The organism is Methylobacter sp. (genome assembly GCF_023227905.1).
In the GTDB taxonomy this organism is placed as follows: domain Bacteria; phylum Pseudomonadota; class Gammaproteobacteria; order Methylococcales; family Methylomonadaceae; genus Methylobacter_A.
On the sequence record NZ_JALOCF010000023.1, the window covers coordinates 30,959 to 45,506 of the forward strand.

The following is a 14,548-nucleotide window of genomic DNA, read 5'->3' on the forward strand; positions in this document are numbered from 1 at the left end:
GCCAAATAACCCTATCTATCCTGGAGTACATAATGAAAGTTACCAAAACTCTATTGTCGCTTGCTATTAGCGCGATTATCCCTGCCCTTGCAGTTGCCGATTCTGAAGTTCAAGGGCCTATGGCATTTGACTCTATTTCCGGTTCCGCTTACGGTCAGCAAAACGCTACCGATCTTGACGCTACACCCTGGGTCATTCCCGAAGGCTATAACCAATCTATCATTGCTGACGAAAGCGACCTGAACATCTATGTCGGCACCGACTGGAACGACATGAACACAGTCAACGAAACCCAAAAACACGCCGGCCGTTATCTGTACCGCACCCATGAAGTTCGCGGCGGCGCCATGGGTAGCGATGGCAATTCATTGCGTATTGATGGACACAGCGGCGGCGCGGTTTCCGTTGTTGACCTGCGGACCGGGGAAGCCAAGGAAATGGCTGGACGCGACGATTGGGAAGCACTCGACGGCATCGTCTGGACACCGTGGCACACGCTACTGTTTGCTGAGGAAACCATTACCTCGTTACGTCCTGACCCGCAAGCGCCTCAAGCCACCAGCGGCCTGGTGTACGAAATGAAGTTAAAAGCCGGTGATCCAACAACAATGGAAACTGTTACCGTACTGCCTAAATTAGGTTCTCTGGCGCATGAAGGCCTGGAAATTGACGAAGAAGGCAATGTCTATGTCATCGACGAAGATAAAAAAGGCTCGATCTATAAATTCGTGCCGACGACTTATGGCGATCTAAGCGACGGACAGCTTTACGCTTTAAAAGTGGATGCTGGCAAAACCGGCGCTGCACAGTGGTTGGCGTTGGATATGGATCAAGTGCAAATCAGTGCCCGCGTAGCGGCGGCAACTGTCGGCGCAACCCAGTTCTGTCGCCCTGAAGACCTGGAACGCATTACCGAGACCCTGTACGTCGCGTTGACTTGCGAAGATGTTGATAACGCCGCCAACACCAGTGGCCGTGGCGCGGTCTTGGCCGTAGCGCTGGACGAAACACCATCCGTCAAATATGTCGTCGCTGCCGGCAAGAATGCGCCGATCGAAAACCAGGCGACTAATGCGACCGGCTTCGCGAAAGTGGACAACCTGGCGACCAGCCCTGACGGCAAGTTGTGGATGGTGGAAGACAACGACTTCAGCGACATTTGGGTTTATGACCCGGCCTCTAAAGATGCCAACAACGATGGTTATCAAGACGGCGTACATTTGTTCGCTTCCTTGAAAGACAAATCAGCGGAAGGCACAGGCATTTACTTCGGTAAAGACCCTCACACACTGTTCGTGAATGTCCAGCATTCCGGTACAGGCAACGACAAAACGATGGCCATTACTAATCGTAAATAACCCATCGATTATTGAGTTCGACAAAACGGCGTCCTCGGACGCCGTTTTTTATTGTTCTTTCAACTGCTTTGTCATCCATGCCAAGCATTGCGGAATTGGTGCGATAAGGAAACGGTCCTTATTAAACATCAGGTACAATCTTATTTGAGAAAATCGGCGCTAGCAGATTGGCCATGAACTCTTCTTCAACGCTTGCCAGCCGGTAGACTTAAGTTTATGGTGGAAGATGCTGGAACCTGAATCCGGTTTTGCCGCAGCGTGAGGATGCAAAGTGAAGCTGCCTCCTCTTCACCAGCAATCATGAGGTGATCTATGAAGCCCATCAATCCGCCTACATTTATCCGGTCAATTGCTTTAGTCTCACAGCGGTTCCGACCGAAAGAGAACGTCACCGGCCATTCAAAACCGATTGAAGCTTATCGCCGATAAGCCATGTTATTCAGCAAGCCAAATCTTTTACCCATTTTACTGCTGATGTTGTGCAGCGGCTGTACCTATCAACAAATAGTCAAGACAAAATACCCGTTGTGGGGCGAAGAGCACACTCTGAATGCCGACGAAGCCGGTTCAATCCGGCATATGCAGATCCTCATGCCTGCCAGGCCGGATTCCGCCCGCGGCTGCCTGCTGATTGTCCACGGCATGAATGAACATGTCGGCCGCTATGGCGAGATTGCACGGCACTTTTCCGACCGTTTTATTGTCGCGGGCATGGATATGACTGCGCATGGTTTGAGCAATACCGTGCTTAGGTCGGCGAGCAAAAGTATTGAAGCCGGCGCACCGGCCTATGATGCCAGTTCTGCTTATCTTGAACAGGCGCAGCTTGGCGACTTGCAGCCTCTGCGAGATGACCTGAATCTGGCCTTAAATCATCTGCTCAATCACTGCGATAAACTGTCGGCCAACAAATCCCTACCTGTGTTCATTCTGTCGCACAGCCTCGGTTCTCTGGTGAGCGCATCCTATTTGCTGCAATCAGGCAATGAAGCTATAAAACCGAGAATAAAAGGCATCATTTTCACCGGCCCGGCCTTTTCCGTTACCGAAGTTCCCGGCTGGCGAGGCTGGTTCCAGAATCCGGTTATCCGGTTTTCGCTTCATACTAACGAGCACTTCCTCAACCCGCACGACGAACCATTTCCCCTATTGCTGTTCAATCAGCTGCTGGCCTTGGTTACCGTCCCTTTGCAAGACGGTATTTTTGAACTGCTGTCATTGCCCGGTCTGCGCAATGTGTTTTCGCCGGCCAGCCCGCCATGGGTGGAAGAATACCTCAGCGACTCAGAAGAACAGCGAATCCGTCAGCGTAATGACAATTACATCATGCACCGGAGTGTCTTACGTTATGTGTTGGGCATTGAAAAGGAAATTATTCAGTTCCGGCAGAACATGGCGAAGTTTACTACGCCCTACTTGCTCATTTACTCCGAATATGACCCGATTACGCCCGCGTGGGGAAGTACCGATTTCGCTGCCGTAACGCGCGATAAACATGAACACAATGAACTGATGGTGCTAGCCGGAAAAAGCCATCACGAACAACTGTTTTCCACACCGGCTCTGCGTGAGCAAATTTTACGCAAAATTGACGACTGGCTGAAACAGCGACAGGAAAACGGGCAAGACTAACAGCGCATGATTCAAATGGAATCAGTTGCTGCCGCGCTTCATGTAGGAGAAATAAGCCCTGGCGTTCGGATGGACCTTAGCCAGATCGCCGCTTTCCGACACCCAGCGGTATTCGCTATGCTGATCCGTTGGCAGCTGCTTCAGGTTGATATAAACCTGAAGTTCGTAAGCAAGAACAACGTAGTGAGTACTGATGCCCGGTATATGGGCAAAATTAGTCTGGTACTTATGAGTAAATGCGCCCAATAGCCGGGCCTGATCAATGGGGTAGGATTTCCCTAGCTCCGCCTTCGTTATTCTCAAAAACGCATCCTCGATTGATTCGTCCTTCCGGATTCGTCCTCCTGGCACAAACCACGTGCCCGCTGCCGGCTCATTGACCCGCATTCCCATGAGCAGCTCGTTATTCTCGGACCGGACCACAAGATCCAGCGATACCAACGGCGCATTCTTCACAACCCTCATAAACTCGTCGTCTTCAATCATTTCCATCAACCGGAATTAGTTAAGTTGAGTCGTCCTAAAACGCCAAGTCGGCTTCCACGCCCGAGCGCATGCATGTGGGAGCAGTGCCGCAATCCGTAATACCTAAGCAGCCTAGCAACCCCTCCAGCCGCATCAGAATGAAATATCCCACTGCATCCGGGCTCTTTCTTCAGACTGCTCTACAAGCAGGACAGGATCTTCGACCCGTAAGTGGCTAATTTCAAAAGTCAGCTTATTGGAATGCCCTGAAAAGAACCAGTTAATTGCAGCCGAGACTTCCTGCTGAAGGTCATTTGACCGGTCAGCGTTGGGGTCGACGAAGGCGTACCGGACAGCGAATTCGAGTTGCCTAGGCACGGCCTGGACCAGCGCATGAGGGAAATAACCTGCTTGGACATAAGCTCCGAAAAGGTCGGTCTTTTTTGTCGGATCGGCTTCGGATTTAAGCGTATCGTCAACCTGCTTCCAGTGGTACTCATTTTGCAGCGAGAACCCGAGCCATTTGAAACGGAATTCTTCCATTGCCTGGTTGACCCGGAACTGGCCCGGCCTACCCAAGGCAAAACCGGGCAACGCGCGGCAGCTGTCGCTCGCTGTCTCAAAGGCGGTGCATCTGCTTTTATTGGTGGCTCCGGCAAAGGCCAAGCTGGCAGCCGGTTGTTCATGAAACTCGACATCCGACTGGGAAAATTCCAGCTCTTTGCCCAAGAAGTTCCACTGCAAACGGCCGGTATACATCATGTTGTCATCGTCATTGTTGCGCTCACCCACGCCTAGCCCGGTAAAGACGCCGGCGGCATAGCTGAAGTCGTACCATTCGCCGGGAAAGACGCGCCCGAACAACTGCGCGCCTTGTTGCCGGTCGACAGTGAAGATGTCATTAATCAGGGAGCGGTTAGCAAATTGTTGCCGGCCTGAGGATGTGACCCGCTCATCATTCCAGAGCACCTTGCCGCGACCGAGCCGAAGCTGCGCCTCGGAGAATTTGCTGACGTCCAGGTAAAAATCGCGCAAGACCGGCTGGCTCCAGTCGTATTGCATATAATATTTGAGCCAGGGCCAATAAGCGTGCCCGCCGACCTTAAACCGGGCTCTGCGCACCATGAAAGAACTTTGGTCGCGGTCCAGATCGGCAAGCGTGCGTGGGTCGCTATCGAACGGGTTGGCATAGCGGAACTGCAACCGGTTCTGAATCTGCATGGAAAATTTGCCGTTATCCGTTTTGAATTCGAAACCTTTATCGCCGTAGCTGACGGTAGCGGGAAATTTTTCAAGCGCTTTGGATTTTGTTTGTTCAGGCTTTTTTTCTTCTCCGGCTTGGGCTGGCGGCTTATCCGAAACAACCGGCAACGTTTTTTCCGACGCCGCAACCGCTACCGGAGGAGTCGACTCCAGTTTTTCGAGTTGTTTCAGTTTGTCATCCAACGCCTTTAACTTGGCGTCTAACCGGTTTTCTATGACCGCAAGCTCCTGCTTTTTCTGTTCCAGACTCTCAATAGATTGCAAAGTATTCAGCTTGATTTTGCCCTTGCCCGGTTCAGTGACAATCTGTTTGGTCTCAGGGTCAAAGTAGAGTTCCATCGCTTGAGAATTTGCGGCTGTTACGGATAAGCTGTTCAACACACAGAATAGTGCGGCTGATACTATTAGCGGGGCGGAGGTTATCATCTTCATATTGTTTTTTTCAATTTGATTAGGCGGACAATATTGAGATACAGATTCATTTAAACTGACCGGCGTGGATTCTACCCTGCCTCTAACACAGGCGCTAGAAATTTACCCTCAAAATAATCATAAATAATGACTGATAGACCTTAACGCCTGGGTCTGAACCCGGCAATCATACGGCTTCTTGCTTTTACTCATAAAATGTCCCATGACCTATTTTTAAATTGAGCTCCAACCTGATTAATGACTGATGTTACGCACGGATGTTTTTTACCCCTGTATGCCGCGCCGAGCCCGAGCACCGGAGCTTTTGCCGAGGCGAAGCACAAATTCGCCTGGAGCGAATTTGAACAGCCATAAGGCTGGCCCGCACAGGGCGAAAACCAAGGAGGGTTTTCGTAGCGAAAAGTAACTCGCCCTCGGGTGCGAGAACCCGATTAAAAATAAACCGTCGCGGCAGCGACACTTTAATAAAAAATGCTAATGCCGTCTAAATTCGAACAACTGCGTAACATCAGTTATATAGAATATTTTGTGTTTAACCTTCGTAAATCTATCGTGCCTGTAACAGTCCCATAAAAATGCTTTTGATCATCGATGATAGCAAGGTTTCAAGAATGTTAATCCGCGCACATATTCTTGCCCAACGCCTCGAATGGGCAATTTATTATGAAGCCGTCTGCGGCGAAGAGATAAAAGCCCCCTTTACCCGGAAAACGACGACAACCTGCTAAACACGGCTGACGCGGCGCTCTATCAAGCTAAGCTGAAGAGCCGCAACCGATGCATTTTTCTTCCGCTTTGCGTAGTCGAAGAATATCTGGAACAATAGAGAGCACCCGCCCGACCAAACTCAACATCATGATCCTGACGAAATATGACGATTGAGCCTAACAACCGATTAAACCCAAGTTAAATTTTATTCAGTCTCATCGTATGAAATTCAAACCATCCGCTATAACACTGGCCTTAAGCCTTGCTCTCTTCCCAGCTTCGCAACAGGCTGTTGAGATTAGCAAAATCGAACTGCCTGACATGGGCGACTCTTCCGGTACCCTGATTACGCCCGCCGAGGAAAAAGAGTTTGGCGAAGCGTTTTTCCGCAGCCTGCATTCGCAAATTTCCATCAATCAGGACGCTGAAATTCAGCAATACATTCAAACTATTGGTGAACGGCTGGCAGCCAATAGCGATGCGCCCAGCAACCCGTTTCATTTTTTTGTGGTGATGGAAAAGGACATCAACGCTTTTGCGGGACCTGGCGGCTATATCGGTGTAAATTCCGGGTTAATTTTAATCACCGAAGCTGAAAGCGAATTGGCATCGGTTATGGCGCACGAAATTGGCCACGTTACCCAGCGCCATTTGTACCGTTCTTACGAGGCCGCCAGCCGCCTGTCCATCCCGACTGCCGCCGCGACCTTGGCCGCGATCCTGCTAGGCACCCAATCTCCGGCTCTGGGACAAGCGGCGATAGTCGCTATTCAAGCCGGTAACGTGCAGTTCCAGATCGACTTCACGCGCGAACACGAGGCGGAAGCTGACCGCGTCGGGATGCAAACGCTAGCAAGCTCGCAATACGACCCGCGCAGCATGCCCACTTTTTTCGAGCGCCTGCAACAATCCAGCCGCTATTACGGCCAGAACATTCCCGAGTTTTTGAGAACTCACCCGGTTACCGCGTCACGTATTTCCGACACACGCGGCCGCGCCGAAACCTATCCCTATAAACAATATCCCGACTCACTCGGCTACCAGTTAACCAAAGCAAAAATCCGTGTCTTAACCAGCACTGACAATGCCGAGACGCTTAAATACTTTAAAAGCAGATCAACTCAAGGCACTCCCGAACAACGCACCGTTGCCCGCTACGGACTTGGGCTGAGCGCGCTTAACTCGCAAAAGTTCACTGAAGCGGAAACAATTTTCCAAGAGTTGAGCAAGGAATACCCAAATCAGGCTCAATATCTAACCGCACTTGCCCGCACCGCGCTGGATTCCAAAAACTACAGTACAGCGCTGGCCCGATATAAAAAGCTAACCGAACAATTTCCGGCTAACGAGGCCATTAAGCTTGAATATATTACGTCTCTGCTAAAAGCCGGTAGCGCCGATCTGGCGCGGAAGAACTTATTTCAGTTGAGACCTAAAACCCAACAACAACCGATTTATTCACAGTTATTGGCACAAGCGTACAGCGACTTAAACCAACCCGCCGAATCTCATCGTTATCTTGCGGAATACTACTACGCAACGGGGCAAACCCGGGATGCTATCCTGCAAATAAAACTGGCTCAAAAATCCAAAGGCCTTAATTTGCAGCTATCCGCCATCCTTAATGACCGGCTCAACTTCTTTGTCAATGAGGAAGAAGAGGCTAGACGCAACAGGTAAAATCCTGAATATAACCTGAATAAAAAGCACTACTTGCCTGTTATTTTGTGTATTAGCAGCGTCTAAAATTCCGTAATAAACTGTATTTATTACACATTTCCAGTAGGCTTGTATTTTTCCCGCTAAACCTTACTTTTTAAATAGACAACGAGAACTCATTTGCATAGAATTCGCACCAGCTTAAGGGACTGGGCTCGGTTTAATTACCGACTAAGAGGAGGAATTTAGTCTTTTTTAGGCTAGCTGATAATAATAATAAAATAAGTGATACTGCTTGGGTCAAGTTGCAACGACAACTCAATAATAATAATAACAGCACTCAACACGCCCGCTTTATGCGGGCTTTTTATTGCCCAAAAAAAGACAAAGGGCGAAAGGCGCAAATCCCCTTCACCCTTCACCCTTCACCCTTCACCCTTCAGCTTTAGCTTTAGCTTTAGCTTTAGCCTTTAGCCTTTTTCATCTACATACTCAACCTTACCCCAATCCAACCCGCTCTAGGCGCGCCGGGCGATACAAAGCGGTTATTGTCAAACTGCGGGAATACTTCGTCAGCCTGACCATAAACACCAAAGGTGTTGTAATTCGTATCGAAGATGTTATCGACCCGACCGAATAGCGCAAAATTCTTGGTGACCTTGTACTCCGCCTTGGCATTAAACAGCCAGTAGCCGGATAGCGGTTTGGTGGAATTGGCCTCATCGCCCCTGAAATACTTATTGCCACTATAGATGCCGTCAATACCCAACGACACGCGCTGCCATAAATCGACGCCCAACGCAGCCTTATAGATATGCTCCGGGATACCTGGAATTCTGTCGCCTTTGGTAACCGCCATCGCCTCGTCAGTATCCAGCGGATTTTGGATATCGAAACCGTCCATAAACCGGGCATTCAAATAGGTATAGTTGGTCGTAAAATGCCAGTCGTCAATGTTGCTGAACAACTGCGGATAATTGACGGTCGTTCCTGCTTCGATGCCGTAGCGGCGGGTCTTGCCGACATTATCGAAATAACCTTGACTGATCAGGCCGCTGGAAGCATCGCGACGGAAAATAATGTCATTGTTATTAATAGTGTGGAAATAGCCCAGATTCCATTTCAAATCGCCCTTGCCCAGCAGCTCATCCAAATCTCCCCTGAAACCGCCTTCCCAGGTTTTGGCAACCACCTGTTCCAGAGGCGGATCAGCCACAAACGAGTTTGGCAGTTTACACGGCGCCGTCGGATCGGCGCAGCTTAATTCCATCGGCGTTGGCGCGCGGGCCGACTCGCTGTAGCTGCCGTACACGTTCAGGTTATCCCTGATTTGATAAGTCAACCCGGCGGAAGGGTTAAGCCGCTCAAAGGTGTGCGAACCGTCCAGGGTATTTGCACCGTTTATATACTTGTCTTCCATGTTGATATGGCTGTAGTTGTAACGCCCCGCTACGGTTGCCGTCAGGGCATCGGTAATGGAAAAGCTGTCGGTCAGGAATACGCCCACCGTTGAAGTATTGGTATGCAAGCGAACCCTGGATTCATCGACAAGAATCCCGCTTTGCGTTGAGCCCCGGGTATCGGTCAGCGAACCCAGCTCGGTGTCAGAACCGAAATGCACCTCGGCATAATCGTAACTGGTGCCCACAGTCAGGTTGTTTTTATGCTTAAACAAGTCCTGGGCGAACACCGACTGCAACGTGCCGCCACGGCTGCGCATGTAGGTTTGGCTGGTGTTGTTGGTTGCGCCTTCGACTGCGTCAGTGGCGAGTACATTATTACCGTTGATGTCCACAACCGCTTCTTCATCCGGATCGTCCTCAGGGTCTTCACATAAAAGCCCGGCATTGCCTCCGAATTCGCAGTCATCATAATCGCTGTTATCGCCGTTAAAGGTCTTGATCCGATTCTGCCTGAAATAGGCGTTGCCGCTGACTTCAATGTCATCGGCCACATCATAACTGCCTGCCAGTTCGGAAAAAAACATGCGCGTAATGGTCTGGTCGGGATGGGTGAACACCGCCGCCCGGTTCTGCTCCTGCAACTGGACCGGCACCGCGCCATTACCTCGCATATCGTTATCATTGCCGCCCAGGGTCAGATCCAAAGACCCCTTATCGCCGCGCCAGCTCAAAGTACCGAATGCCTGATCGGCCTTGGTCGGTGAAAAATCCCGCCAGCCGTCTTCCTCAAAGTGATGCAAGTCTACAAAATAGCCCCAAGTGCCGTTATTCCAGCCGCTGCTTAACTCCTCTGAGTGCCTGCCCCAGGAGCCGCCGTAAACTTCCAATTCATGCTTGGGCGCAGAGAAGCCGGTTTTGGTTTTGATTGAAATGGCGCCGCCCAAACTGTTCAGGCCGTACACCGGGTTGGAGCCCGGATATAAAGCCATCGAATCGATCGCGCCTTCGGGAATCAAATCCCAATTGACGGTGTCGCCAAACGGTTCGTTAAAGCGGACGCCGTTGACATAGGTCGATAAGCCTTGCGGCAAGCCGAGCAATGGCGAAGCGACAAAGCCGCGATAGGAAACGTCCGGCTGCAACGGGTTATTTTGCGCTTCATTAATATGTACGCTGCCCAGGTAGCGGCTGATGTATTCAGCCAACGTGATGCTTTGAGCCTTTTCCAGTTGTTCGGAAGACACGCTTTGGATGTTGGCCGGCACTTTACTGGCGGCAACTCCACTATCCTGTAACGGTGTTACGCCGACCACGTCGAGAATACCCAGATCCTGCGGCTTATCTTTGGCCACAACCGCTCCGGCCGCCGTCAGGCTTAGTCCGAGCATTGTGCATGCAATTTTTTTCATTCTTTCCTCCAATTAAATAACTCCCCATGATAGCCAAACCGTCACTACGGCACTAGACAACAGCCGACAAAAGGAAATATTCCTGACTCTAGGCAAAGTGCCGAAACCACTTATGAATACTGAATATGCCTCCCGGTAATCCGCCACAAACACCCCAAGCTTTGGGGATTTGGTTATAATGCTTGAGGGATATTCCAAAACAAGCTGATGCAGGTAAAACTTATGACGTTAACGACAGAGACTGTGACTAAATTGCAACGCTATTTTGAAGACCGGGTAGATGCCATAAAATCCAGCGCCAATTATCAAAAACTGCTGGCTATGCCGCCACTACAACGCTGGGCGACAGTAGCCGGGTTATTCCTGTTGTCGCAACTGGTGGTGTTCGGCGGTTTATATTTGATTTTTGGCAGGATCGTTGTTATCGGTTTTTTTGCCAGCATTCTGGCGGGAATGGCTACAGGCCTTGGCGCATTACCTGCCCTGTTTTTCAAAGACATCTCCAAAAACCTGTTCAACAGCATGCTTGGTGCCGCCGCAGGCGTCATGCTGGCCGCAACCGCATTTTCGCTGTTGGTTCCCGGCATGGACTACGGCAACCAAGTCTGGCCCGGCAAAGGCATTTATGTCGTCTCTTTTGGCATGCTGGTCGGCGCCCTGTTTTTGCATTTGGCCGATCGACAGCTACCGCATGTGCATTTCGGTTCAGTTTCCGATACCCAGCTGAATTCCCTCAAAAAAGTTTGGCTGTTCATCATCGCCATTACTATCCACAACTTTCCTGAAGGCATGTCGGTCGGCGTCAGCTTTGGTTCCGGAGAGATGAAAAACGGCATAGTGCTGGCTGTTGCCATAGCCCTGCAAAATATTCCCGAAGGCTTGGCCGTCGCCCTGCCCCTGGTCGGGCTAGGCTACAACAAGTGGCGAGCTGTGGGTATTGCCGCACTGACAGGCTTGGTGGAACCCATCGGCGGCTTGCTCGGCATTACCATGGTCACCCTCTTTCAACCTATCCTGCCGTTAGCCATGGGTTTTGCCGCAGGCGCCATGCTCTTTGTCATCAGTGAAGAAATCATTCCCGAGACCCATTCTGACGGTCGTTCCCGCTACGCTACCTTTGCATTAATGATCGGCTTTATCATCATGATGGTCTTGGACAACATGCTGGGTTAGTACCCTCTATACCTCCTACTGCCGTTGTAAAGCGCGCTTGCACTTTTACAACGGCACAGCAAAGAATCCTCCTCAGGAAACAAAATGGATCACCTTCAAAGTTATTTAACGCATCTTCTCGCGTCGCTAAGTACCACACCCATCTACGAAAACCTTCAAAACTCCTTACAGCATTTTTTATCATTGCTAAGCAACGGCAACTTCGGCGAAATATCGGCTACGGCAGCGACCAGTTTTGCGTTGATTGCAGCGGCTGAAATCGGCGACAAAAGCCAACTGGTGTGCATGACGCTGGCGTCCCGGCACAGAGCCATGCCGGTTTTGCTGGGCGCCATTTCGGCTTTTGCCTTTTTAAACACTCTGGCTGTCGTTTTTGGCATTGCCATCGCCAGCTGGTTGCCGACCTATATTGTCGCTTCAGTCGTCGCGATCCTGTTTGCCGCGTTCGGCATTCATTCTTTGCGCATAGAAGAGGATGATGACAAGGAGGAAGTTAAGGAAAAAAGCGGGCACGGCATTTTCTTTACCACTTTTTTATTGATCACGGTGGCTGAGTTCGGCGACAAAACCCAATTGGCTGTTGTCGGCTTAAGCAGCACCGCAGCACCGATTGCAGTATGGTTCGGTTCGACAGTCGCGCTGGCCTCAACATCGGCTTTGGGAATCTTGGCCGGACGCACTATTTTGCAAAAAATCCCGTTAACGTTGCTGCACAGGGTCAGCGGCACCATCTTCCTGATGCTGTCGGTTTTTGCGGGTTACCGGGCTTATATCAGCTACATAGGACCGCAGGCCGGAACAAGCTTGTTTTGACAAGCTTATTCCGGCACCACCGCCCGGATTTGCCGGAAAAGCTTCCGCTCCTCGGCAACTGCTCCTGCGTTGCTCTACCTCCTGCATCCTTGCAGTCGTGCTCACGCTTCTTACCTACATAATCCACAGGGATGTGGTGAATGCAGATATTGCAGGAGCAAATATCTGTCCATGTAGGCAACGCCACCTCGCGCTACGCTTGGGCGATCTTACTTGTGCCCTGTGGGTATTCCGGCTTACGCTAGCTTACACTCTCGGCATCTGCCTCAGTTTTTCCACAACCTTGTCGCCAAACTCTTCGGTGCTGATCATGGTAACGCCGCTGCCCGGCTTGGACAGGTCGGCGGTCGAGTAACCGTCGCCAAATACGCCTTGCATCGCCGCCCAGACATTTTTGGCTTCTTCGGCCATATCGAAACTGTTTTCCAGCATCATCGCAACCGAGCCGATCATCGAATAAGGGTTAGCGATATTTTTGCCGGCGATGTCCGGTGCCGAACCATGCGATGGCTCGTAATAGGCTTTTTCATCACCAATGCAGGCAGAAGGCATCAAGCCCAGTGAGCCCAAAATACCGCCCCCCTGATCGCTGAGGATGTCGCCGAACATGTTTTCCATGACCATCACGTCGAACTGGGTAGGCTTTAAACACAGGTTGGTTGCGGCCGAGTCGACCAGCTGGTGGATGACTTCCACTTCAGGATAGTCTTTAGCCACTTCATCGAGTATTTCATTCCACAATACGCTGGATTTCAGCACGTTGCTTTTATGGATGTTGTGCAGCACTTTCTTGCGTTTGCTGGCGAGTTTAAACGCTTGCAGCAAAATTTGCCTGATCTGGTGTTCATCGTATTCCAGGGTTTCTTTGACATAACGCAAACCCTGCTCGTTAATGCCGGTTTCCTTGGCACCGAAATACAGGCCGCCGACTAACTCGCGAACCATAATAATGTCGATCCCTTCGCCGATAATTTCAGGCTTTAACGGCGAGAAATGCGCCAAGGCTTTGGGCAGCACAACCGGCCTAAAGTTGGCGTAAGTGTTGTAACGGCGACGCATCGGCAGCAGCGCGCCGCGCTCGGGTTGCTTATCAACCGGAATCGTTTTGGATTGCTCATGGCTCAAACCGATCGGTCCTTTAAGAATTGCATCGGCTTGGTCGCAAATATCGATAGTCGACTGCGGAAACGCATCGCCGAATTCAAAATAGGCGCAAGCTCCAAAAGCTGCGGGCATCAGTTCAAAAGACACATCATTACGCTCTTCAATAAGCTTGAGCACTTTAATGGCTTCCCGAGTAATTTCAGGACCGATACCGTCCCCGGCTAACACTGCGATTTTATAATTCTTCATTATGTACCTTTGCTGTCTACTTAATATCTACGAAGTAATGTTTAAAACCGGCTATTTTACTTTATTTTTTTCAATAAAGCCGGGCATCCTTCAAGCCAAGATATTAAACCGATAACCGAGCACTGTTATCCATTGCTGAAAATCCGCATGACCTCATAGCGAAAGCCTGACCGGCTTTGCAAACAATATGACGCAGCAGATCAAATCTATCGGATTCATTAACACTAAAAACGACTCAAACTGAAAACATCCAAATCACTAAGGATTTCAGGCTAATAGCTCATGCAGCCTGATAGGTATCAGCACTTATTGATTCAATGGCATGAAATATCTATCCTAAAAACATCTTTATATCGCCAACCGATTTTTGGCTAGTGCATTTCATCTTCATGAAAATAAGTGTCCGACTATGTTTAATTTTACTAAAAAATACAGCCATGCTCTGGTCGCTTCGAATGAAAAAATCGCAGGGATGAGCGAAAAATACGATGCCGCGATAGAAAAAATCGAACGGCTAGAGGATGAATTATCACAAAAAACCTTTGAACTTCACCAAAGCTGCAAAGCCCAGGAGATAATGAGCGAAGGCGTAAAAAAATGCGTTGAATCGCTTTATACCGTTCAAAATCAACTGCAAGCCGTAGCCTCGCATTTAGACCGTTCAAACAAACGGATTTTTGAACTGATGCGAAAAAACAAGATACTTAAATCGTCAGGCGACGAATGGTTCAGGCGCTCCATCAAGCTTGAATTTGAAGTTTTAATGGCGAAGGACGAGCTTAAAAAAATCGAAAATGAGCGCGATTCGGCGCTAAGAATGTGCGAATTTCTTCAAACCGAGTTAATGTCGAATGGCCGGGATGGCAAACAGGGCTAACCG

General features: G+C 50.0%; 10 protein-coding genes. 6 read left to right on the forward strand and 4 right to left on the reverse strand.

What is annotated here, in order from left to right:
• Positions 1-32 precede the first annotated feature (32 nt).
• Both M0R47_RS10930 and M0R47_RS10935 read left to right on the forward strand, forming a co-directional pair.
• Positions 33-1,358, forward strand: a complete 1,326-nt coding sequence (locus M0R47_RS10930; protein WP_292554374.1) for an alkaline phosphatase PhoX — start codon at positions 33-35, stop codon at positions 1,356-1,358.
• 432 nt (positions 1,359-1,790) lie between these two features.
• On the forward strand, positions 1,791-2,990 hold the full coding sequence (locus M0R47_RS10935; RefSeq protein WP_292554377.1) for an alpha/beta hydrolase: 1,200 nt from the start codon (positions 1,791-1,793) through the stop codon (positions 2,988-2,990).
• A gap of 21 nt (positions 2,991-3,011) precedes the next feature.
• Here the strand turns inward: M0R47_RS10935 and M0R47_RS10940 are convergent, their stop codons facing one another.
• Together M0R47_RS10940 and M0R47_RS10945 are read right to left on the reverse strand one after the other, a co-directional pair.
• Positions 3,012-3,476, reverse strand: a complete 465-nt coding sequence (locus M0R47_RS10940; protein ID WP_292554379.1) for a GDP-mannose mannosyl hydrolase — start codon at positions 3,474-3,476, stop codon at positions 3,012-3,014.
• 132 nt (positions 3,477-3,608) lie between these two features.
• Positions 3,609-5,150, reverse strand: a complete 1,542-nt coding sequence (locus M0R47_RS10945; protein ID WP_292554382.1) for a porin — start codon at positions 5,148-5,150, stop codon at positions 3,609-3,611.
• 930 nt (positions 5,151-6,080) lie between these two features.
• Here M0R47_RS10945 and M0R47_RS10950 point away from each other — a divergent pair.
• The gene (locus tag M0R47_RS10950) at positions 6,081-7,538 is read left to right on the forward strand and encodes a M48 family metalloprotease (RefSeq protein WP_292554385.1); all 1,458 of its coding nucleotides are present in this window, start codon (positions 6,081-6,083) and stop codon (positions 7,536-7,538) included.
• Between the two features lie 463 nt (positions 7,539-8,001).
• Here the strand turns inward: M0R47_RS10950 and M0R47_RS10955 are convergent, their stop codons facing one another.
• Complete coding sequence (locus M0R47_RS10955; protein ID WP_292554388.1) at positions 8,002-10,329, reverse strand: TonB-dependent receptor; 2,328 nt, start codon at positions 10,327-10,329, stop codon at positions 8,002-8,004.
• 222 nt (positions 10,330-10,551) lie between these two features.
• Between M0R47_RS10955 and M0R47_RS10960 the strand changes: the two genes are divergently transcribed.
• A complete protein-coding gene (locus M0R47_RS10960; protein WP_292554391.1) occupies positions 10,552-11,502 on the forward strand; it encodes a ZIP family metal transporter in 951 nt (316 codons plus the stop codon).
• An 84-nt stretch (positions 11,503-11,586) separates the two neighbouring features.
• Positions 11,587-12,315 carry a TMEM165/GDT1 family protein gene (locus tag M0R47_RS10965; protein WP_292554393.1) on the forward strand — a complete coding sequence of 243 codons (729 nt, stop codon included), beginning with the start codon at positions 11,587-11,589 and terminating at the stop codon, positions 12,313-12,315.
• A gap of 246 nt (positions 12,316-12,561) precedes the next feature.
• On the opposite strand, the gene leuB is transcribed toward M0R47_RS10965, so the two are convergent.
• The gene (leuB, locus tag M0R47_RS10970) at positions 12,562-13,668 is read right to left on the reverse strand and encodes a 3-isopropylmalate dehydrogenase (RefSeq protein ID WP_292554396.1); all 1,107 of its coding nucleotides are present in this window, start codon (positions 13,666-13,668) and stop codon (positions 12,562-12,564) included.
• A gap of 409 nt (positions 13,669-14,077) precedes the next feature.
• Here leuB and M0R47_RS10975 point away from each other — a divergent pair, with 409 nt between their 5' ends.
• A complete protein-coding gene (locus M0R47_RS10975; protein ID WP_292554400.1) occupies positions 14,078-14,545 on the forward strand; it encodes a hypothetical protein in 468 nt (155 codons plus the stop codon).
• Positions 14,546-14,548: the final 3 nt, after the last annotated feature.

Excerpts from the sequence above, each read along its gene's own strand:
- M0R47_RS10930 (WP_292554374.1), top strand. The coding sequence starts at position 33 with ATGAAAGTTACCAAAACTCTATTGTCGCTTGCTATTAGCGCGATTATC.
- M0R47_RS10935 (WP_292554377.1), top strand. The coding sequence starts at position 1,791 with ATGTTATTCAGCAAGCCAAATCTTTTACCCATTTTACTGCTGATGTTG.
- M0R47_RS10940 (WP_292554379.1), bottom strand. The coding sequence starts at position 3,476 with ATGATTGAAGACGACGAGTTTATGAGGGTTGTGAAGAATGCGCCGTTG.
- M0R47_RS10945 (WP_292554382.1), bottom strand. The coding sequence starts at position 5,150 with ATGAAGATGATAACCTCCGCCCCGCTAATAGTATCAGCCGCACTATTC.
- M0R47_RS10950 (WP_292554385.1), top strand. The coding sequence starts at position 6,081 with ATGAAATTCAAACCATCCGCTATAACACTGGCCTTAAGCCTTGCTCTC.
- M0R47_RS10955 (WP_292554388.1), bottom strand. The coding sequence starts at position 10,329 with ATGAAAAAAATTGCATGCACAATGCTCGGACTAAGCCTGACGGCGGCC.
- M0R47_RS10960 (WP_292554391.1), top strand. The coding sequence starts at position 10,552 with ATGACGTTAACGACAGAGACTGTGACTAAATTGCAACGCTATTTTGAA.
- M0R47_RS10965 (WP_292554393.1), top strand. The coding sequence starts at position 11,587 with ATGGATCACCTTCAAAGTTATTTAACGCATCTTCTCGCGTCGCTAAGT.
- leuB (WP_292554396.1), bottom strand. The coding sequence starts at position 13,668 with ATGAAGAATTATAAAATCGCAGTGTTAGCCGGGGACGGTATCGGTCCT.
- M0R47_RS10975 (WP_292554400.1), top strand. The coding sequence starts at position 14,078 with ATGTTTAATTTTACTAAAAAATACAGCCATGCTCTGGTCGCTTCGAAT.